Raw genomic sequence first — 21,920 nt, forward strand, 5'->3', positions numbered from 1 at the left:
TGGCGGACGGTGCATGGACTCGAACCTGCAACCCTTTCGGGCACCTGTTTTCAAGACAAGCTGCTTTCCAATTCGCTTACCGTCCACATGGCTGCACAGATAGGAATCGAACCTACAACCTACCCGTTAACGGCGGGGAGCTCTACCGTTGAGCTACTGTGCAATATCTTCCGTGAACGACTCGAACGTTCAACCTCGTTCTTGTAAGGAACTTGCGCTACCGATTGCGCCAACGGAAGTGGGAATTGGAAGTTGGAAGAAGGAAGTTGGACCCCCATGCAAGATTCGAACTTGCGACAACCGACGCTCGTAACATCGTGCTCTGTCCTCTGAGCTAATGGGGGAGGCTTCCGCCTTGCTTGGATTCGAACCAAGGGCTTTCTCGTTAGAACCGAGCTGCTCTGTCCACTGAACTACAAGGCGATTTTTGACCTCAGTTGGATTTGAACCAACGCATCGACGCTTAAAAGGCGTGTACTCTACCGACTGAGTTATGAGGTCGGAGCCTTCGGTCAGACTCGAACTGACAAATGAGAATTTACAAGATTCTTCCTGTACCAATTGAGGCACGAAGGCAACAGACGCAGTGGATTCAGATAACAACCCGAATTTTCTTAAGAAACCGCATGGTGTGCGCGGTTCGCGTCTTCGTCCCTGTAGTGTATGTTGCGTGTAGAACATGATCGTAGTCCTTGATGGTGCGTTTAACGGAAACAAAACGGGTAACTGAATTTGATCGCCTGTCGGATCGGCGATTAGATGCAGTATTAGTTCTATTTCGCAGCACAAGAAACATGATCTGTACTCCTGTCAGAATTGGTGTCTAACGGTGAGAGTGGAACTCTCAAAAGTATCGAATTTTTGGAGACGGTGAGAATCGAACTCACCACAAGGAGTTTGCAAGACTCCCTCGCCAGCCTCGGTAACATGCATCCCCAGAACAAAGCGGGAAATAGTTACGCGCGGGCGCCGGTTCTGTTCGATTTATTCTTGTTACTTGAACTGTCATGACCGTGATCCTCATTGCCTGAAATCGTTACTGAAAGCGTGCGCGCGCCATTGCCGAGCCATTTATTCTGGTGTCTGCTTGTGGTTGCGAGCTGTAACGAGGAGGTCACGGTCGTCTAGTCCTATACGTGTTTGCGCCGTAAGCGCGGGATGGAGCGGAATAAGAGAATCGAACTCTTTTAGCCAGTTTGGAAGACTGGAGCACAACCAATATGCCAAATCCGCCAATTGGTGGCAAGGATGGGATTCGAACCCACGATCTTCGGCTTATGAGGCCGACGAGCACAGCCGCTGCTCTACCCTGCTATCTCTAACTTAACTCATTTGTACGAGCTAGTCAAGAAAAAAAAATTCTCAGCGCACACCGCATATGGTGCAAGACGCCCGGCACAGATAAATGTTCCCTCGTCTGTCTCCTGCATCAGGAATGCCTAGTGCGCACCGCGGGATTGACTGCAGGTACGGTTGCAGGTGCAGGTACGGTTGCAGGTGCAGGTGCGGGTGCGGGTTCGCGTGCAGGTGCGGGTGCAGATATGGGTGTCTGTCTAAGTGCAGGTACGCGTGCAGTTGCACGGTGCAGGGATATGCGACCCTGCCGCCAACCTGGTATCATTCCTGTACCCAGCGCCCTACACCTGTAGTCCTACACCTGTAGTCCTGGCGCCACCATGCCCGCCCCCGCATCAACATCTCGATACACAGCGTCAAGTCCCCGCACATCAAGCAGATTCAAATGACACTTTCACCTAAGCACCAAACAATTGACGTCGCTGGAAGCCCTCTGCACGTACCTGAAGGGATCAATTACAGTTGCTCAGGCTGCGGTCGCTGTTGCTACGGCGTCGCTGTGCCAATGACGGAAGAAGATTACGACCGTGTTTCAGCGATTGATTTCAGTAAAGATTTACCGCAGTTCGATTGGAGCAAGCAGTATAGAAAGCTTAGCGAAAAAGAACGCGCAAACACCAATTACACGCACGCAATTAAATCAACGAGCGACGGTCACTGTCCGTTTTTGATCAACAAACTTTGCCACATCCACGGGAAGTACGGCGAGGAAGTCAAGCCACTAATTTGTGGGTTGTTTCCATACTCTTTCAATCGCACACCGTCGGGTGTTTATTTAACGGTAAGTTTTCGCAGTAATGCAGTTCTGGGCAATGTAGGAACACCGCTGACTGAGCAGTTAGACACGCTGAAAGAAAAGCTTCGAGTTTATGAAACTGTATACGACGAAGGCAACATCATTTGGGACAAAATCAAACTTGCCACAGACAAACCTCTCACCTGGAACGAATATTTAGATCTCGAGCAACAACTGCTCGCCGCTTTTACCGAGGGCGAGCACACATCAATAAAAGAACGCGTATATGCGGGTTCCAGCGTCTTATTCAAAGACATAAATACGCCCGCAGCACCAACAAACATGACGCCAAACAAAATGGACAAATCATTTTTGGCCGGGTTGTATGCCTTGTATCTGCCGAACAATCCAAAGTTGAAAAACAAAGATGTACACTTCAACGGCATCAAATTTGCAGCTGAACTCTGGCTTAAACCGCCAATCTTCAAATATGGAGATAAGAGTTACACGTTTGAGAAACTAACAGAATTTCCCTGGCCTAAAGATGAAGCGATTGAAGATCTCCTGACACGATTTATTTATTCGAGAATTTTCGGCAAGTGGTATTTCGGTGGCGGCTTTGCTCAGCTCAGCGTAATAGCAGGCTATCATCATCTGGCAATGTTGGTAGCACTGGCTCGACTACACGCAACTGCCGCTGCCATCGATCGTGGTGGCGATAGCGTAACGATGCTGGATATCATGCAAACCGTGCGACAACTAGACGAGAAGATCGGCGTTGCGGTGCTGGACGGATACAGCGCTGCCTTGTGGGAGTTGGTGCTTTTCAGTCCGAATCGCGTTCACAGAATTCTGGACGCCTGCTTCAAATAACTAATTCGAAGCGATAGTTACTTAATCGACCCAAACAAAATAGGGCAGCCTTAACGGCTGCCCCAGTTCCAGATCTGACCACTGGACCAAAATAGCTGTCCATGGAAGTTTTCGAGCAAGGAGGTTAGCTCGAACACTTGTCAGAATTTTAGGTCGACAAAGTTTCAAAAACGTTTCTTTAACGTGTTCGATTTCTCCCGACATGGTTTCGACACATTTCTGACTAGAGTTGAAAACGAAGTCCCCCTGACTTCGCTTACTACGTTGAATTGAAGTCGTTTTTTGACTTCGTTCCTAAGAATCAAAAGGAGCTGTTTCGATGACTTCTACCTTTTCACCGCGCCACACCTCAGATGCCACCCAGCGCAGCGCCGATCAACTTACCAGTTCCAAACCAGATTTCGATGTTGTTTCACTGCTGCGTGAGCACCCAAGCCGCACGAGCGACGCTTCAAAAGCAAGCGGATCATCAACTCAGGACTCGCTCGACTTCGGATCTGTACACAGCTTGTACGGTAGCGACTCAACCGGCAAGGCTCCAGAAACGCAACAACACCAGGGACCTGACGCAATCAAAGACGATCCATCGGTACCGGTAGAGTTGATAGATGCAGCCTCCGAGCTGCGTCGCGCTCAGGATGCGTTCAAAAATGGCGACACCGAACGTGCCAATGAATGGATGAAAGACGCGGAAAAGAATCTCAAATCACTAATCTGCGATAACGCCAAACCAGACGGTTCTGATTCCGGAACACACAGCGATAATTCAGGTTCAGACTCAGGTTCTCACAGCGGCTCGGACAGCGGCTCGGACTCGGGTTCTCACAGCGGCTCAGACAGCGGCTCCGGATCGGGCTCTGATGGCGGTTCCGACTCGGGTTCAGACTCACATCAACCAAGCGACCAACAGACTCAAATTCAACAGATGATCGAAATTTTGGCCCAGGCGTTACAAGCGCTAGCAAATGGCGACATGCAACAGTTCCAGCAATTACTATCGGGTCTCCTGGCTCAACTCGAAGCCATGACGCAATCGAACAATGGTCCAGCCGATAACGCCGTCATTCCAGGTCAAGGGCAAGATTCCGGCTTTGGCCAATCTGACGGTACCAACAATCCGACGCCGGTGTTTGACGGGAACGGCAATCCCATATCAGGACCGACAGGCTTAGACAATCCGCTTACAGGACTGCCGCAAATCCCTGGATTGCCTGGTCTCGACGGCAGCAACCCTCTCTCTGGATTGCCACAGCTCCCCGGATTCCCTGGTCTCGACGGCAGCAACCCACTCTCTGGATTGCCACAGATCCCTGGATTGCCCGGGCTTGACGGCAGCAACCCTCTTTCCGGATTGCCACAACCGAGATTGTCCGATCTAGTCGGCACCAGCCCACTCTCCAGACTTCCGCAGATACCTGGATTGCCGCAGCTTGCCGAATTACCACAGCTACCTGGATTGCCCCAACTTCCCGAATTACCATCTCTCCCCGGGCTTTCAGGTAACAGAGGCTCCGACAACAACAACAGCAGCGGGCTGCCATCGCTGCCCGGATTACCAGACCTGGGAAGCATTTTCGGATTCTAAACCGAAGTTTCGTTTCACTGAAGGAAGAAATGCTAGTGTTGGGCTAGCATTTCTTCGTACTTCGGGCCCGTTAGATAGTGGCACTGACTCTGACAAAAAAGGTTCTGATACTGGTTGCGATACCAGTTGTTTTTGAACTGGCGTTGGTTGGAGTGCTGCTCAATCTCATTGCAAACGTTCAAGATGCACGAACAAAATCCGCACATGCACGTGAACTGGGCAGCCACATCACAGCGCTGATGGCTTGCTTTGTCAGACGAGCGACTCTCATCGCGATGCGTCGCATGATGACAGACCAGGAAATGACTGAAACTGAAAAAATACTAGCCTCGAAAGCGCGCGCTGAAATGGCGATCATCAAACAACTCGCATCGACCGAAGAAACTGAAATCGAGAAGTGGAACGAACTGGAAAAGACTGGATACTACCTTGACGCCGAGTTCACAAAGACACAAGCGATCGATTTCGAAGAAGACAAATTAAGAGCCGCTAAAGCTGTCGCGACAGCGAATAAAAAGTTCAATAGAATGTTTGCAATCTGCGATGAACTTTCGGGCATGCAGAGCAACGTACAAGCTGCCAACCAGGCTTACTTCGAGAAGTACGACACTCAGCTAAAACAAGTAATACAACTCTCCCTGGTGGCAAGCGTTCTTCTGGCAGCTTGTTTAACAGCCTATTTCAACGTCAGCACCAGTCGACGGCTACAAATGCTGATGGACAACACCGCCGCCCTCGCCGCCGGAAAGCCACCGGAGAAGACTGTTTCAGGCGGAGACGAACTGGCCCAAATCGACTTAATCTATCACCAGATGTACCAGGACCTTACTGTCTTGCGCCAGAAAGAGCGCGCCATCTTAGACAATGCTTCCCAAGTAATATGCTCGCTCGACAAAGATCTTCGTCTCAGCGACATAAATGATGCCGCGAACAAAATGTGGGGATTTACTCCAGGTCAATTAATCGGTAAACGTTTTCTTGACTTGATTCCAGATCAAGATAAAGCCAATATCAGCTCCATACTTCAGGCAGCAATTCGCGACAAGACTGAAGCACGCTTCGAAGCAAATATCGTAAAAGCAGATACGTTGCTCAGCGAAACTTCGTGGTCTGCAACATGGTCAGATGAACAAAGCTCACTCTATTGCGTCGTGACGGATATTTCGGAGCAAAAGGAATTAGAGCGACTCAAGCAAGAATTTGTTTCGATGATCAGCCACGATTTGCGAACGCCACTAAATTCAGTGCTAGCAGCAATAGAATTGGTCACATCTGGTCACTTTCAACTCGAAGACCAGGTGCACGTCTACATGGACAGGGCACACAGGAACCTCAAATTGTCGCTTTCTCTAATCAACCAGCTGCTGGAAATCGAAAAGTTCGAATCGGGCAACATTGCGCTGGAGCTCGACGCGATCAGCACCAGGGAGATTGTATCCAAAGCGATGGAAGCGGTTCTCGATATTAGCAACTCGAGATCAATTAAAATTGTAGTTCCAGAAACGAACTACGAATTGATCGGTGACTCAGCACGGCTTGTCCAGGTTCTAATAAACTTCCTGGGCAATGCGCTCAAATTTTCTCCTGAAAATTCCACTATAGTTATTGCCGAGGAACAGACTGATCAATACACGCGCATCTCGGTAACCGATCAGGGACGAGGCGTTCCGCACGAACAGCAAGCAATCATTTTCGATCGTTTCAAACAAGTCAATCCAGGCGATAAAACAGAAAAACAAGGCAGTGGACTGGGATTAGCCATCTGCAAATCGATTATCGAGGCTCACCACGGGCGCATCGGAGTGACTAGCGAGCCAGGCAAAGGCAGCACGTTCTGGTTCGAAATTCCCGTCAGCAGCTAATGTCCTAATATGCGTAATAATCTTCCGGCATCGTTTCGGTCGGCCGCCAGTCAAGTTCGCCAGCCTCGGCGCCCTTGTATCGCATAAAAACCTCGGTGGCGACATCGCGATTCAACTCGGGTTTGCGAGCCAGGCTTTGCATAACCCACTGATAGGTTTTGGTTGAATCAAGCTCTTGTGCCTTTGCAAGTCCAATCAGAAGAACCAATAAATGTTTGCACAGAGCCCCCCGTAAGCCTCCACAAACGTTTAAATTCTGAGTGCAGCAGGAGAACTCTCCTGTGTTGGTCAAACGGCATGAATAAACCAAATCTGCATCGGTTTGACTTTTCACGATTCCAACAATCGAGTCATCATGAACTTCCGAGAAAAGTTGAAAAGTCTCGGACTTCAACATCTTCAGCGATTTCTTCAATCGGTCTTTGTCGCACTTTTGATTGAGTTGCTCGATAAAGGTATCAAAGTCAACCGAACCGTGAATAGTTGATGCCTCAAGCTCCCGAAGCAAAAACGGATCAGAGCCACCACCCACGAACAGAACACCATTGGGCTTTTCGAATCCATCAGGCCATTTGGTATCGGCAGAGTAAGAGCAACCAGCAAATTCGGCTCCAGTAAAGTTCACAGTCGAAAGATCTGCACCTTTGAAATCACAAAGAGAAAGCTCTGCCCCGGAAAAATCAGTATTTACCAGAGAAGCTTTGCCAAAGCCGTTTCCACGAACTGTAGCTCCCACAAGCCTGGCGTTGTCCAGCTTACAGCCAATCCAACTTCCGGTGAAACTCGAACCCGTCATATCAGCCCCGCTAAAATCACTGCCTGAGAAAAGACCATCGGGCGAAGTCGATATATCAACCAGAATCGCATTCTTAAACGAACAGTTACGAAAATCGGTGTGATTGAAATCAGCTTTGGTTAGATTGCAATTGTCGAAGCAGCTATTTCTGATATCAATGTCTTCAAAGAGAATAGACTGAAGATCAAGACCCTGAAGGTCAGCGCCTTTGTAATCGCAAGCTTTCTTCTCTGAATATCGAATTTTATTCCATTTTTGCACGCGCTCTGGATCGGTCTTCAACATCTCAAGACGTTGAGCCTTCATTTCCGCTTCAGCAGACTTCTTTTTGTCAGCCTTCGCCTTCATCTCTTTGAAGTCCGGAGCTGGTAGACCAAAGGCTTCGCACCACGCTTGGAGTGCTAGCTCTTTCAACGCCTTTCCAGTAACGGAAGCGCCTTTCGCCTTCACATCCAGTGATTCCGGTATGACGGTGCCGCGAGTAGCGAATGTTTGCCCAGCTCCGCAAATCTCCGCGTAGTCAGCGAAAGCGTCTCGAACTGGGCCGCCATACCAGAAACAATCGAAGTTTTGAAGTTCCATCAATGTCGTCGGCTTTTTATGTCGGACACCCCCTGAATGACAGATCGTCAACTTTGCTTTCCGGGGTGAATTTATTGGAACCGGTTTGTCAGGATTGAACTCGATAGTAATGCTGGTCACAAAGCTTGTTGCGGAATTTGCAACTTGCTCCAATTCAAGAACTTTAGGACCCGCAGACCGCACTTCTTGTTCTAACATCACCGCACTCCTTGCTCTGACATCACCGTCAGCCTTGCTCTGACAGCAGCGCACTCCTTTCGACTATCGAAAAGATACCCAGACGACGGTCTTAATACACGTCTGAGATGGGAATTTTAAGTATATTGAGGGTGAAAAATCGTCAGGGAGAAGGGGTTGATCGCGATACTGTATGTAGTACCACACAAAAGGTTATGCACCCGAGACGGGTGCGCTCCATGATGCATTCAATGAAATTTCTCTGCACCCGGGACGGGTGCGCTCCATGAGGGCGCTCCGGATTCCGTGTTTTGCACCCGGGACGGGTGCGCTCCATGGTGGTCCATGAGAGGGGTCAGGTTCGGTTTAGCCTGTAGCCTACTTTACTGATCGTCTCGATCAACGATTCCTGGCCATCCACATCAATAGCAGAACGAATGCGCTTTATCGACGAACGAACGGCATCCGTTGAAGGAAATTTGTCAGTCGGCCAGACTCTGGCAATAAGCGTTTCGGCTGAGAAAACCTCATCCGGATGCCGCATCAAAAATTCGAGCACCGCATGATCGATAGGCAGAAGATTGATCGCTTCTCCGTCTTTGAGAATCCTCCTCGAACCAGTATTCAGAGTTAGATTGCCGATTGTGTAATCACTGTCGAACGTGCGCGGTCGTCTGAGCAGCGCCTTAATGCGTGCCACCAATTCGCGCACGCTGAAGGGCTTTGTCAGATAGTCATCCGCGCCAGACTCGAATCCAGTTTCTTTATCATCAATGTGCGTCTTACCCGTGAGCATAATCACAGGCACTTTGCTTCCGCTTTCGCGAACATTGCGAACGATATCAAAACCATTCATTCCCGGAAGCTGAACATCGACAACCAGTACTTCGTAGCTTCCATTCAGAGCAAATGCGAGCCCGTCGCTTCCATCGTTGACCACATCTACGGCATATCTCTCCAGCTTGAGACACTTGGATACAGTGCCGGCAAGTTCTTCATCGTCTTCGATAAGAAGTATTTTGGCCATGAAACTTGGAATCCAATCCCAACAAGGCTTCGAACGTGCAGTGGGTTGCCAGACTTATAGTAGCAGAACTATTTGCCCAAGTTAAACGTCCAGGTCAAGGTAAATGGCAAGCCCTGAATCGCCGAGCCGCAAAGGTATTGCCAGGTTTCTTAAGTCGATGCAACCGGAGTCGAATCTGAATTTTTGGCAGTCGCCTTCTTGAATGCTTCGTTCCAATCGATGCGACCGGTAAATTGCATGAGAACGAATAGCGTAATGATACACATGATCGTCACAACCAGGCCGGTGAACTGTTCAAAGAAGAAGGTGTAGGAGAACAGAACAAGGTAAATAAGTTGCGACAGCCCCACTTCGAAAAACGCGAACTTGTTTGATACCACCAATCTCATGTAGGACACAACTAGAAAAATCGAGACAATAGAGCTGACGATAAACGCATGGTCTACGGAGATGTGGTCGACCAGGTAGGCGAGAAGCAGATGGAAGCTAAAGAAAGCTGCCCCGATAAAGAAGTAATTCATCGGATGCACGCGAATGCCTTTGATCGTCGTAAAAACAAACAGTATGAAGAAGAAAAGAAACAACGAGACAGGAGCAAAGAAAGTAACCTTACTTACCCACGGACCAGGATTCAGTCTTTCAGGCATTTTCAGACCGATATCGTAGCCCGTCAACAAATTCTTATAGCGCCAGGTCAATTGCCAACCGTTACCAACTTTGCTCTTTTGAGATGGCGACATACTTCCATCAGGGAAATCAATCGCATCAAAATTGGTGATGATATTCATCGTAAAATCTTTGACTTGATTTACGCTAGAGCCGAAGTTATAGCGCCACGTAGTCAGCCCCTGCGAATCGTAAGAGATGGAAACATCCTCGAGCTGACTGGGTTCGATGTTGAAAGTCTGTGACAAGGAATTTCCCGTAGGCACGATGTTTCCGATGGTTTTATTAGCCAGACTGAGCTGAAAGTTGTCGTATATCGCTTGCTGAGCAGGCAGAGGAAACTCCATGTGCAGTGATTGTGGTTGCCCCGTCGGATTCGATACTTTATACGCGCCGCCGAAATGGACTTTGTATGTGGAGTACCACAACAAACCTTTTTTGCGATAATCCAGATTAATTGTCGCTTTTACATCACTTTTCTCTATTGGAACGTAATGGCGTTCAGTTTCTGTGACTACCTCTGTGACTGTCTTGCCGTCTTTCACAGAAGTCTGCTGCACTTGCTTCTTTGTCTCATAGTAAAAGCTCGGAGCCGACTGAGACTGAGCTGTGCCCCAGAGCTGATTAATGCGTTCACCATTGGTACTGTCTGAAGAATACGTGCGCTGAAGAACAGTCCCACCGAGAATGCCCCACGCAATCGCAGTACATACATAGATAAAAATGATTGCCAAAATCTGTTTGATCATGAGCGCTCCACCTGATGTGCCTCTAGCTGGATACCTTCGAGCATCATAATTGGCGAGGGTTGGAGTCGCGTAAAATCAAAGATCCATTTCTCACAAATTGCTGATCAGTTTTCGGCAAACGAACCTGGATTTTTACGTGCACTTAACCGAAGGAGCGGTTATGCTAGGTAAGAGATCGGGAGATGTCTTATGACCAGTGAAAAATCGGTCAACGTCGACGAAATTACCAGTATCAACAAAATCAAGCTCGTTGTTACGGATGCGGTAGTGGAAACGGAAGATGGTGCGACACAAACCACTCATTCCAGTCAACCGCCGTCTTCGAGTCAGTCAGCAACACCAATCAAACCAATGCCAGCCAGGCAGCAGGAACCGGCAGCGACGCAAACTGCATCAGCTCGGTCAGAAAGTGACGTAGAAACAGAAAAGATCGCAAATGAAATCGCTAACCCGGAAAAGTTAATGCGCGAACTTCCGGTCGATGATTTTTTTAGAGTCCTTGAACAAGCGACTCCAGAACAGCTGCAAACTCTTATTCACACATTCGAAAGAGGCGCACGCACCAGAGGTGGTGCAGCAATTCTCAAGAAAGTAATAGAAGTTCCGCAAGAACCACGCAATCTAATGTCGATAATTGCATGGTGGGAATGGCGAAGACCTCTGTACAACCTGATTGTAGGATTGAGCGGTCTGCCGTCAGTCATAGCTCTTTCGCTGTTTTTCGGACTGCACTTAGGTCTCACCGTTATGAGTGGACTCTGCTACCTGTTCTTCGCAAACATCTGTTATACGCTTGGTACTCCCGCCGAAGTGGTGGCACGCACCTGCTACAAAGACAAAGCAGAAACTTACGGTCCAGTACTGCTTACCCTGGGAACGATTTTCTCAGTAATCCTCACCGTGACACTCGAATTAGCAGTCCTGGGACTGATGCTGCTCGGCGCATTTCATTAACCGTTCGCTTCCATACGGATGAGGCAGCTGCTAACGAAACAATTTCTTACAAGCGATCTGGGGAACTTCACGCAACATCCACGCTTTCGCTAGTTCAATGTACGTATTCGCCTCAGCCGAGGCGGACTCGCCTGAGCATCACCAAAAGCGACATGAGTCAAAGGAAGGAAACCATGAATTGGAAAGCGCTTTTACCGGCGGCGACACTTTTGGTTGTTTTGGCACCAAGTGCAGCATTTAGCAGGAATCATCACTATTACGGCAATGTCTCACAAAACGGAATGGCAAGCCAGTATGGGAATACGGCCTATTATGGCGGCAATAATATCAACGCGTTCGCGAACCATGGCATGAATCCCTACGCGGTGGCACCAGTAACTCCTCCAATAGCAAATATTGGAAATATGGGTATGGCACCATTCGCTAATAATGGTATCAACTACGTCGGCAATAACGGACTGATGGGCTACAACGGCATGAATGGCTCTTGCGGGCGGCATCACCACAAACACAAAAGACGTGGTTTGCTGCAAGCGCTACTTAATCAGAACGGCTATGGCTATGGCAATATGGGTTACGGCGGATACGGCAATGGTCTGGGATACGCCAACGGCATGGGATACGGTGGCTATGGCAACTACGGTAACGGATTCTTCGGTAACTCATACGGCTACGGAAACGGTCTGACCGGTGGTTTGCGCAATATTCTGAACCGCATCTAGCTGAGCGGTGGTTTGCGCAATATTCTGAATTGCATCTAGCTGAGCGGAACTTGAGCAAGGTCGCTCTCAGGAATACTGAATGCGATGCGCACCGGAATAAATATTGAAACGTCCATCTCTGACAAATCCAAGCAGCGTGATGTCGCATTCAGCTGCCAACTGCACGGCAAGACTGGATGGCGCACCGACCGCAGCTATAAGCGCAATGCCGGCATGAGCAGCCTTCTGTATAAGCTCAAAACTGGCGCGTCCGCTTAACATCAAGAGGCGATCCGTGAGAGGCAACGTATCAGCGAGCAACTGTGCGCCGATAAGCTTGTCCAGAGCATTGTGGCGTCCCACATCTTCGAACAGCGCAAGCAAATTTCCTTCCGTGTCGAACAAACAGGAAGCGTGAATGCCGCCTGTATGATCGAAATTTTCCTGCTGAGAACGCAATAGATCCGGCAATTTATGAATCAACTGATATGAGACAACTGGTTTGTCTTTCTGACACTCATATTGCCGCTTGACGCGCACGGCATCAATCGATCGTTTGCCGCAAATACCACAGCTGGAAGCGACGAAGGAATGTCGGGCAAAGACAGCAGGGTCTAATTCGACCTGATCAACTAAATTTACTGTTACGCCATTGCATCGCTTGTCCAGTTCCACACCAGCGATATCGCCCTTCGCTTTTATCACTCCTTCCGTAAACAAAAAGCCTACTGCAAGCTCAGTATCAGTTCCCGGTGTGCGCATCGTCACGGCGACTTGCTGCACCGCCCCTCTGCTGCCGACACGAATCTCGAGAGGCTCCTCCACGCTAACAGCATCGAGCACCTGCTCACACAGAACCTGACCAGGCGCTCCGCTGATTCGAGTAGTCTCGACCTTATCGATGCTCCGATTTTTGGCGATGTGTTTCATGAGCCAGATTTGCCGGGCACGACCTCAACCAATACCTGCTTCATCATCGGCTGGTCGCTCTGGGCGCTGAAGTCGCTGATCGGGCAAAGAACGTTAAGCTCGGGCATATAACCGGACGTGCAACCTTTAGGAATATTGTATTTCACAGCCCTGAAGTTTTTAACACTGCGGCTGGTACCATCTTTTGCATAGCTGGTTATATCAATCAAGTCGAACTGCTTCAATCCACGCTCCTTCATATCTTCTGCGTTCATAAGAAGCAGATTGCGCAATCCTTTCACACCTCTGTATCGGTCGTTATCCGAATAAATCGTCGTGTTGAATTGATCGTGTGAGCGCATCGTGCTGAGCATCAATTTTCCGGGAGGGGGCAAAGTATTGTTCAGTTGAGTGGCTGAGAAATTTGCCCGACCGGTGCTGGTGTTGAATACAAGTTCGCGAGCGTTTTGTTGAAGCCGAAAACCTAACGGCTCTCGAACACGCTGGTTGAAATTTTCAAAACCTGCAATTGCTTCACCCATCTTGTCGCGAATCAGATCGTAGTTGCCGACATATTCGTCCCACGGTGTCACCGTGCCAGGAAGAGTTGCTTTAGCTATGCCTGCGATAATCGCCAACTCTGAACGGAGATGCTGCGATGCGGGCTCATTCATACCGACCGACAAATGAACCATGCTCATCGAGTCTTCGACTGTGACTTGCTGATATCCGCCTGCCTGCATGTCCTTCTCTGTGCGACCAAGACACGGCAAAATCAGCGCTTCCTTGCCGTGCACCAGATGACTGCGATTCAGTTTTGTACTGACTTGCACAGTCAGTTTGCATCGGCGCAGCCCCGCAAATGTCTTCTCGGTATCGGGCGTTGCAATAGCAAAATTACCACCCATACCGAAAAATGCGTGCACATCGCCGTTATACATTCCCTCGATAGTTCGGACGGTATCGAGACCTTTCGCGCGTGGAGACTTGATCCCGCAAGCCGCATCCATCTTAGCCAACCATGCCTCGGGAGGTGAATGATGGATGCCGCAAGTGCGATTGCCCTGCACATTACTGTGTCCGCGGATTGGGCAGGGACCAGCTCCCGGTCTGCCGATGTTGCCCCGCAAAAGAAGCACGTTGACCATTTCACGAATGGTATCAACACCGAATTCCTGCTGACTGATACCCAGGCACCAACTGATGATTGCGGCAGGAGCCTGTCGATAAATCTCACCAGCTTCTTTAATCAAATGCACCGGAACGCCGGAATAGTTTTCAATTTCGTCCCATGAAGTCTTTTCACAACAGGCTTTATACTCGTCAAAGCCGGCTGTGTACTTCTCAACAAACTCCATGTTGATACTGGTTTTGTCAGTCTGGAATTTTTCGAACAAATACTTTCCGATACCACGCATGATGGCATGATCGCCACCGATTCGAGGCTGCAAATTAAGAGCACTCGTCGGAGTAGCTCGAAAAGTCACCATGTCCATAATTTCGTGAGGCGTAATAGCCGTGGTGGCAGCAACTTCAATAAGCGGATTGATATGAACAATTTTCAGTCCGTGCTCTTTCACACCATCGGCAAGGGCACTGAGCATGCGAGGAGCGTTGGTCGCAGCATTGACGCCGATCACGAAAATCGCGTCAGCTTTCTGCCAGTCGACGATATCGACTGTTCCTTTGCCCGTTCCAATCGACGCAGCCAGGGCGCGTCCGCTGGCTTCATGACACATGTTCGAGCAATCGGGAAGATTGTTTGTGCCAAACTCCCTGGCAAAAAGTTGATAAAGGAATGTCGCCTCGTTAGACAACCGACCTGATGTATAAAAGCTCGCTCTGTTTGGCGAATCCATAGCCTTTAGATGCTTCGCAATCAGAGCAAAAGCATCGTCCCACGAGATTGGCTGATAGCGATCCGTAGATTCGTTGTAAACCATGGGCTCGGTTAATCGGCCTTGATTCTCTAACTCGAAATCGGTCCAATTCATCAATTCCGTGACGGTGTGCTCGGCAAAGAACTCACGGTCTGTGCGCTTTTTGGTCATCTCCCACGTGACATGCTTGATGCCGTTTTCGCAGATGTCCATTTTCAAACCATGGCGATCATCAGGCCAGGCGCAGCCCGGGCAATCAAAACCACTGTTCTCGTGATTCATTTTGAAAATGGCACGCACGCCATCTACCATCGCATTCTGTTCGACGAGAATGCGTCCAACACTGAATGCGGCACCCCAGGCAGCCGCGGGGTGGTGATAGTCTTTCTGAGAAAACTTCTGTCTGTCCTTGTCGACCGACTCAGAATTAGGTCCCTGGCCCTGTTCGTCAGAATTTGCCATTAAAACGCTTCCTCAAACTGCTTCCTCGGACTATCAATTGATCAATTGAACCAAACACTTGTCAGCACCGAGCTGGCATTAGAAACTCTACCAAGAATAAGTCAAGAATTCCGCGACTGCCTTAAATAGTCAGGATGACAAGGCTGTAAATGATGCGCCAGTGACTGATAGACTAGCTAGCTCAGCATCGAGGAAAACCCGTGAAGAAAGTTCTGAAGTTAGCCACATCGCTGGCTCTGTTTGCATTTTTGGCCGCAAACGGCACCTTGCTCACTGCTAATCCAGCATCTGCAGCCCAAAAACATCTGACAGGCAGCAAAACCATTAACACAGTCGCAGAAGCGGTGGAACTAGCCAAAGAATCCATGCCTGAAATCAAGTACGAACTGGGCAAACAGCCCATGAAAGCGTATGAAGGCGGTCGATCGAACGAAGCTACGGCAGTCAACTTCCCGATATCAAAAGGTCTTGCAGGTGTGAACATGTACCTCAAGCCGGGTGGTCTGCGCGAATTGCACTGGCATGCCAACGCAGCCGAGTGGTCCTACGTCATTAAAGGGCATTGCCGCATCACGGTTATCAACCCGCAAGGAGAATATGAAGTAAAAGATTTCGGACCAGGAGACGTCTGGTATTTCCCTCGCGGGCATGGACACTCGATTCAGGGTATCGGTCCTGAGGAATGTCAATTCATTCTGGTGTTCGACAGCGGCTATTTTTCTGAATTTGCTACTTTCAGCTTCAGCGACTGGCTCGCCCAGACCCCCAAGGAAGTGCTGGCAAAAGAGTTCGGCATGCCGGTTTCAGCATTCGACAAATTCCCCAAGAGCGAAGTCTACATAGCGCAAGGTCCAGTGCCCACAGCGCTTCCGGCTGAGCCGCCGCCTGAAAGCCAGAACCCGCCTCCGCTGACTCACAGATTTCGTTTAGGTGCGAAAATTCCTGATGTCGTACCTGGTGGCACGTTCAACATCGTGTCCCAGAAAGAGTTCCCGATCTCAACCACGATGTCTGGTGCGATTTTGCATCTCAAGCCGCTTGCCATGCGTGAAATGCACTGGCATCCGAATGCTGATGAATGGCAATATTACCTGAAGGGTCGCGCGCGAATGACAGTATTCGGCTCACAGGGCAGAAAAATCACCAGGGAATTCGGTCCCGGAGACGTAGGCTACGTGCCTATGGGCTACGGGCACTACATCGAATCAATCGGCACAGATGACTGCGAAATGCTTGCTGTGTTCAACAGCGGTGACTACCAGGAAATCTCACTGTCGCAATGGCTGGCGAGCAATCCCAGCTATCTGTTGCAAACGAATCTAGGTGTTTCCGCCGATATCGTCAAAGGCTTGCAGAAGCCGGAAGGGCTCTTCAGCGATCCCAACGCACCTAAGAGCAAATTACCGCAGTAAAACTGGAATCGACTCTGGTTTAAGGGGCACCCGGGTACTCAGGTGCACTCAAATGCACCATACTCGGGTGCACTCAGGTGTCTCAGGTACCGCGAATGTAACCGATTTCTTTAATCTCGTCAGACAACTGATCGAGATTGCGTTCGCAATGCAGCCGTATCAGCAACTCTGCGTTGAGCGGTTTGAGCTGATAGACGTGTTTTACGTCTTCTTCGGCGATCTCCAGATCAAAATACTCGCGAGCATAATCAACATAAGTCTTCGGTTTGCCATCTAAGATTTTGAGCATGGTCCGCGACCCATCAGGGTCGGTGCCAACATTTGCGGGAAATTTGATTTTGCCTGAATGCCACTCATTATCACAGTTCCGCCGCCAGTAGCAAAATGTGGTGTCGTCGATCATGAACGCAGCTTCCTTCAAAAAGTAAGAAAGCTCAGCGGGAAATTGAGCGAAGATTTCTGGAAACGGATGACCATCATTGTGCACAGGATTGAGAAGAGAGTCCTGTGCCAGACCTTTAATCGCCGCACCCTGCCTGGTAAACCATATGAAGTAATGATCACCGGTACCATCTCGCATCGAAGCCATCATTTCACTCGCATCGTCTTTGTTCCAAAACGAATTGAAGGAGTAATAGCGAAGTGACCAGTCTGTACAAAGAATCGCATCAAGCATCGCGATCGCTTTGCAAACGCGCACCAGATTCGGAATATCCGGCAGCATTCTTGATACTGTGTTCGGCAAACGTTATTTCCTCAGCAGACGCAGACTCAAACGTAGCTCCAGACGCAGACTCAAACGTAGCTCCAGACGCAGACATATATGCGGGCGGAGCCGCATTGATGATAATGATGACTTATACAAGTGTACATCAAGATTTTGCCACCTCCGCGATGGCCAACTCCAACGGCTTAACTTCGGGAATCGCCCGCATTCTTATACAGCCGGAAGACTTTGATATCACAAAAGCGTTGAAGGCATTTTCTCTGCCTTTGCGACAGACAAATTCTGCTATTTCCTCCAGCCGAAATGACTCGAGAAACACGAACAGATCTCCGACAGAATAAAAAGTTCGAGGCGCGTCGCGATACTTTGGTATTGGCAGACGCAAATCCTGCAGGCAGGGCTGCAACCAGCCCAAAAGCGTCATCAAGAAACCGATGGCAATAAAAGTATCGAACGACCGCATCAAAGACGACACCACATCGAATGAAAGAATACAAAACATGATTTGCGAAGGGAGATTGGAAAGATAGAAAAATGGAATCGAGCTCTTGCTGACTCGCAGCACTTCCTTTTCTCGATAACTGGCATCTGCTTGAGCGAAAAGTCTTCGCGACACGCAAAGCGAAAAGACGCGCCGATCGGTGAGAACATAAATAGTTCTGCCAGCCCGCCTGGGCACGAATATAAGCTCGAGAGAGCCGGCAATAGCAACAATCGCAAGTAAAACTATAAGTCCAACCAGAATGTGCGAATCATCAGACGACGTTCGCAGCACACCAGCACCGAGCATAAACAAACCAGACAACCATAAAACAGAGAAAGAAAGCAGCGAGCCGCGTACTGCATCTACATTGGGCTTACCACGCCAGACCACCGACTCTGACGGTTCAAGCTCAGCACGTATTGCTAAATCGAAATCCTGTTCGTTCATCAACAGCACTTCATCGGTCCATCCAGCCCACCGAATTCCCTGCTCGCACTCTTACCTTCGGTCGCAACCAGGTCCTCTTGTGGAACCTGGCGCGGTAAAACCGATTTAGGATCGATCCAAACACGAATCGATTCAATCAAAATAATCAAGACGAGGATGATGAAAACGGCACCAAGAACAGCATCGAGATAATCATTGAAAATCAGCACCGGGGTCGTCTTCATTTCAGCGGCGGCAAGCAAACCGCTGCTCATCTTTTGCTCAAGCATGTGCGCATGAGCGAGAAAGCCGAGCTTTGGCAAAGGACTGAAGATCTTTAAATAACCAGCTGTCAAAGTGACGCTGAGCAACCAGGTTAGCGGTGCCACGGTGACGAACATGAACTTCCTTTTGTTCATGCGCACAATCACGGTGGTGGCAATGCAAAGTGCCACCACAGCCAGTAATTGATTGGAAATCCCAAATAGAGGCCAGAGGCTATTGATGCCACCAAGCGGATCTATGACGCCCTGGTAGAGAAAGTATCCCCATCCACCCACGACCATAGCCGAACTCAGAATAATGGCAGGATACCAGCTCGTTTCTCCGAGTCGTTTCCACGCCAATCCCAAAAAGTCCTGTAAAAGGAATCTGCCCACGCGTGTGCCGGCATCCAGACAGGTGAGGATGAACAGGGCTTCGAACATAATGGCGAAGTGATACCAGAAAGAAAGATCGAGCGTACCCAGACCGGTCGACTGAACGGCATGAGCGAATATGTGTGCCATGCCGACAGCCAGTGTGGGTCCGCCGCCTGTGCGCCCCATCAACGTCGTCTCCCCAACCGCGGTGGACAGTGACTGCATTTCGGCAACCGAAACTGGATACCCCCAACTGCTAATGGCGGCAACAGCAGCAACCGGGTCAGCTCCGACAACTCCTTTTGGACTGTTGATGGCAAAGTAAATTCCGGGCGTGATCACACATGCAGAAATGACAGCCATGATTGCAACCGTCGCTTCACACAACATGGCGGCGTATCCGATCGGTCGAGCATGTGTCTCATGCCAGATCATTTTAGGAGTCGTACCGGACGACACAAGTGCATGGAAGCCGGATATGGCACCACAAGCGATGGTGATGAAACAGAATGGAAATATCGAGCCTGTGAAAAGCGGACCTTCACCGTTTGTGAAAATAGTCAGTGGCGGCATTTGCAAGTCTGGTCGCAAGAAAAGGATGCCGATTGCCAATAGTCCAATGATGCCGATCTTCAAAAATGCCGAGAGATAGTCACGAGGCGCAAGCAAAATCCAAACCGGCAGTACCGAAGCAACAAAACCGTAGAGCATAATAGCGATGGAAAGCTGCACACCATCGAGCGTGAAAATCGGAGCCAGAGTAGGGTCTGCTGCAACCCACTTACCGGCAACAACAGCCAGAATAGTTAGCGCTACTCCAATTAGCGATCCTTCCATAATGCGATGCGGGCGAATGAAGCGCATGTAGACGCCCACGAAGACCGCAATCGGCACAGTCATGAGCAGCGTGAAAGCACCCCACGGACTTGATTTTAGTGCATTCACAATAACCAGAGCCAGCACCGCCATCAGTATCATCATGATAAGCAGAATGGCTACAAGTGCAACAATTCCAGCCAGCGGGCTAATTTCCTCTTTCGCCATCTTGCCCAGCGACTGCCCGTTTCGGCGCATCGAACAGCAGAGGATGACAAAGTCTTGCACCGCTCCAGCCAGAACAACACCAACAATGATCCACAAAGTGCCGGGCAAGAAGCCGAACTGAGCAGCTAATATCGGTCCGACAAGCGGACCAGCCCCGGCAATTGCAGCGAAATGATGACCAAACAAGACCCACTTATGCGTAGGCACGAAATCTTTGCCATCATCGATTCTCTGAGAAGGAGTCGTCTGGTAATCGTTTAGTTCGAAAACCTTCTCAGCAATAAATTTGCTGTAGAAACGATAGCCAATACAAAAAACGGAAACTGCCGCAGTAACGAGCCAGACGGCATTAACCGCTTCGCCGCGAGTAAACGCAATAATTCCCAGCGAGAACGCGGCCAGTAAACTGACGCAAAGCCAGACGATCTTGCCGACCACTCCGGGCAGCTTCGATTTCTTTTCTGGTCTGCTATAGCCGCTGGGCGCTGTTTCCTGAGCTTCCGACACCTTCAATTCCTCGTCACTTATCTCAATTCAGTTTCATCAAATCAAACTAAACCAAAAGCCCCGCCAGAGTTGCAGACAGGTAGCTGGCCATGGTTCCACAGATCAGCGCTTTAACACCCAGTCGCGCCAGATCACCACGCCGAGAGGGCGCGATTTCACCGATGCCGCCGACCTGAATGGCAATCGAGCTCAAATTGGCAAAACCACACAGGGCAAAGGTGGCAATTGTTTCAGCATGCGGCGAGATTTGGGTCTGAGTCAACCCTTTCAACATGGAAGACAATTCGGTATATGCGACAAACTCGTTAATCACCATTTTCTCGCCCATCAATTTACCGACGACGTGAGCGTCACTCCACGGCACCCCCATAACAAATGCTACGGGCGAGAAGAGAACGCCAAACACATCCATCATCTTCAAATGTTCCAGACTCAACCCGAGAAAATCAGGAGCTCCGGCGTTGTGCAAGAAACCGCCAACCACACCAAACAAGCCATCGCCCATAGCGATGAGAGCCATAAATGCGATCAACATTGCCACCACGTTAAGACCGATGCGCATACCATCCGACGCGCCGTGTGCAGCAGCATCGATGATGTTGGCATTAGTGCGCTTAACTTCGATCTGCACCTTGCCTTTAGTCATCGATTCTTCCGTTTCAGGCCAGACGATTTTGGCAATCACGAGCCCACCGGGAGCAGCCATGATGCTGGCGGTGAGTAAGTAAGAAGCTTTGATACCAATGCCGATGTAGACGGCAAGCACACCTCCTGCCACACAAGCCATAGAACCGGTCATCGAAGCAAGCAACTCAGACATCGTCATTGTTGCAACGTAAGGGCGGATGAGGAGCTGCGCTTCCACTTGGCCGACGAATACGCTGGCAGCATTAGAGAGCGCTTCGGAGCCGCTGGCGCCCATCAAGAATGCCACCACTTTTGCTACCACTTGCACGACTCGCTGCATCAAGCCAAGATAATAGGAGATGCTGACGAGACTGGAAACGAAGATAATCGTCGGCACAACGCGAAAGGCAAAAATGAAAGCGGCTTTCGGTCCGAAGAGCTTCATCATTTCGTCGGGATTTTCGACCAGCGGTCCGAAAACAAACCCGGCTCCGGCATCGGAGTAATGAAGTAAGGCAGTAATTCCGTCGCCTATTTGCTTGAAAAGTTGCTGGCCGAATTCGACCTTTAAAACGAAGATGGCCATGACGAGCTGAATTATCAAACCAGAGACAACCAGTCGATAATTTATCGCCTTGCGATTGTTCGACATCGCATAAGCGGTGCCGAGGATGCACACGATACCGAGTAACCCGACCCACTTTGATTCTACAGGCAAAATAGCTCTCCCGTGATTC

General features: G+C 49.6%; 16 protein-coding genes and 9 tRNA genes. 6 read left to right on the forward strand and 19 right to left on the reverse strand.

Annotated features, from left to right (window positions below):
- From EKK48_28565 to EKK48_28610, 10 genes are all read right to left on the reverse strand, one after another.
- Positions 1-85 (reverse strand) — tRNA-Ser (locus EKK48_28565).
- A 3-nt stretch (positions 86-88) separates the two neighbouring features.
- A tRNA-Asn gene (locus EKK48_28570) sits at positions 89-163 on the reverse strand.
- Between the two features lie 3 nt (positions 164-166).
- Positions 167-239: transfer RNA gene (locus tag EKK48_28575), tRNA-Val, on the reverse strand.
- 28 nt (positions 240-267) lie between these two features.
- Positions 268-344, reverse strand: a tRNA-Arg gene (locus EKK48_28580).
- Between the two features lie 6 nt (positions 345-350).
- Positions 351-423 (reverse strand) — tRNA-Arg (locus EKK48_28585).
- Positions 424-428: 5 nt separating this feature from the next.
- Positions 429-501 (reverse strand) — tRNA-Lys (locus EKK48_28590).
- Positions 501-576: transfer RNA gene (locus EKK48_28595), tRNA-Thr, on the reverse strand. The genes EKK48_28590 and EKK48_28595 overlap by 1 nt, the downstream gene beginning before the upstream one ends.
- A gap of 583 nt (positions 577-1,159) precedes the next feature.
- A tRNA-Gly gene (locus EKK48_28600) sits at positions 1,160-1,233 on the reverse strand.
- Between the two features lie 4 nt (positions 1,234-1,237).
- Positions 1,238-1,314, reverse strand: a tRNA-Met gene (locus tag EKK48_28605).
- Between the two features lie 115 nt (positions 1,315-1,429).
- On the reverse strand, positions 1,430-1,621 hold the full coding sequence (locus EKK48_28610; GenBank protein RTL35647.1) for a hypothetical protein: 192 nt from the start codon (positions 1,619-1,621) through the stop codon (positions 1,430-1,432).
- Between the two features lie 120 nt (positions 1,622-1,741).
- On the opposite strand from EKK48_28610, the gene EKK48_28615 reads away from it, so the two are divergent.
- From EKK48_28615 to EKK48_28625, 3 genes are all read left to right on the forward strand, one after another.
- Entirely contained in the window at positions 1,742-2,965 is a 1,224-nt protein-coding gene (locus tag EKK48_28615) for a YkgJ family cysteine cluster protein (GenBank protein RTL35648.1), read from the forward strand.
- A gap of 319 nt (positions 2,966-3,284) precedes the next feature.
- Positions 3,285-4,550, forward strand: a complete 1,266-nt coding sequence (locus tag EKK48_28620; GenBank protein ID RTL35649.1) for a hypothetical protein — start codon at positions 3,285-3,287, stop codon at positions 4,548-4,550.
- A gap of 77 nt (positions 4,551-4,627) precedes the next feature.
- Complete coding sequence (locus tag EKK48_28625; GenBank protein ID RTL35650.1) at positions 4,628-6,412, forward strand: PAS domain S-box protein; 1,785 nt, start codon at positions 4,628-4,630, stop codon at positions 6,410-6,412.
- Positions 6,413-6,416: 4 nt separating this feature from the next.
- Here the strand turns inward: EKK48_28625 and EKK48_28630 are convergent, their stop codons facing one another.
- The 3 genes from EKK48_28630 to EKK48_28640 form a co-directional block, all read right to left on the reverse strand.
- A complete protein-coding gene (locus EKK48_28630; GenBank protein ID RTL35651.1) occupies positions 6,417-7,988 on the reverse strand; it encodes a pentapeptide repeat-containing protein in 1,572 nt (523 codons plus the stop codon).
- Positions 7,989-8,322: 334 nt separating this feature from the next.
- Positions 8,323-8,994: a response regulator transcription factor gene (locus EKK48_28635; GenBank protein ID RTL35652.1), complete on the reverse strand. Its 672-nt coding sequence runs from the start codon at positions 8,992-8,994 to the stop codon at positions 8,323-8,325.
- Between the two features lie 149 nt (positions 8,995-9,143).
- Positions 9,144-10,409 carry a hypothetical protein gene (locus EKK48_28640; GenBank protein ID RTL35653.1) on the reverse strand — a complete coding sequence of 422 codons (1,266 nt, stop codon included), beginning with the start codon at positions 10,407-10,409 and terminating at the stop codon, positions 9,144-9,146.
- 189 nt (positions 10,410-10,598) lie between these two features.
- On the opposite strand from EKK48_28640, the gene EKK48_28645 reads away from it, so the two are divergent.
- Together EKK48_28645 and EKK48_28650 are read left to right on the forward strand one after the other, a co-directional pair.
- Complete coding sequence (locus EKK48_28645) at positions 10,599-11,363, forward strand: hypothetical protein (protein ID RTL35654.1); 765 nt, start codon at positions 10,599-10,601, stop codon at positions 11,361-11,363.
- 524 nt (positions 11,364-11,887) lie between these two features.
- Positions 11,888-12,085, forward strand: coding sequence for a hypothetical protein (locus tag EKK48_28650; protein RTL35769.1), 198 nt, complete (start codon positions 11,888-11,890; stop codon positions 12,083-12,085).
- Between the two features lie 66 nt (positions 12,086-12,151).
- Here EKK48_28650 and fdhD read toward each other — a convergent pair whose 3' ends face one another.
- Positions 12,152-12,994 carry a formate dehydrogenase accessory sulfurtransferase FdhD gene (gene fdhD, locus EKK48_28655; GenBank protein ID RTL35655.1) on the reverse strand — a complete coding sequence of 281 codons (843 nt, stop codon included), beginning with the start codon at positions 12,992-12,994 and terminating at the stop codon, positions 12,152-12,154.
- Positions 12,991-15,315: a formate dehydrogenase gene (locus EKK48_28660; GenBank protein ID RTL35656.1), complete on the reverse strand. Its 2,325-nt coding sequence runs from the start codon at positions 15,313-15,315 to the stop codon at positions 12,991-12,993. Before EKK48_28660 ends, fdhD begins: the two co-directional genes overlap by 4 nt.
- Positions 15,316-15,680: 365 nt before the next feature.
- Between EKK48_28660 and EKK48_28665 the strand changes: the two genes are divergently transcribed.
- A complete protein-coding gene (locus tag EKK48_28665) occupies positions 15,681-16,727 on the forward strand; it encodes a cupin domain-containing protein (GenBank protein ID RTL35770.1) in 1,047 nt (348 codons plus the stop codon).
- An 82-nt stretch (positions 16,728-16,809) separates the two neighbouring features.
- Here the strand turns inward: EKK48_28665 and EKK48_28670 are convergent, their stop codons facing one another.
- The 4 genes from EKK48_28670 to EKK48_28685 all read right to left on the reverse strand — a co-directional run bounded on the left by EKK48_28670 (position 16,810) and on the right by EKK48_28685 (position 21,835).
- Complete coding sequence (locus tag EKK48_28670; protein ID RTL35657.1) at positions 16,810-17,472, reverse strand: hypothetical protein; 663 nt, start codon at positions 17,470-17,472, stop codon at positions 16,810-16,812.
- A 127-nt stretch (positions 17,473-17,599) separates the two neighbouring features.
- Positions 17,600-18,385 carry a hypothetical protein gene (locus tag EKK48_28675; GenBank protein ID RTL35658.1) on the reverse strand — a complete coding sequence of 262 codons (786 nt, stop codon included), beginning with the start codon at positions 18,383-18,385 and terminating at the stop codon, positions 17,600-17,602.
- Positions 18,385-20,496: a carbon starvation protein A gene (locus EKK48_28680; GenBank protein RTL35771.1), complete on the reverse strand. Its 2,112-nt coding sequence runs from the start codon at positions 20,494-20,496 to the stop codon at positions 18,385-18,387. The genes EKK48_28675 and EKK48_28680 overlap by 1 nt, the downstream gene beginning before the upstream one ends.
- Before the next feature lie 106 nt (positions 20,497-20,602).
- Entirely contained in the window at positions 20,603-21,835 is a 1,233-nt protein-coding gene (locus tag EKK48_28685; GenBank protein RTL35772.1) for a NupC/NupG family nucleoside CNT transporter, read from the reverse strand.
- Positions 21,836-21,920: the final 85 nt, after the last annotated feature.

The sequence above is a fragment of the Candidatus Melainabacteria bacterium genome (assembly GCA_003963305.1).
GTDB lineage: Bacteria > Cyanobacteriota > Vampirovibrionia > Obscuribacterales > Obscuribacteraceae > PALSA-1081.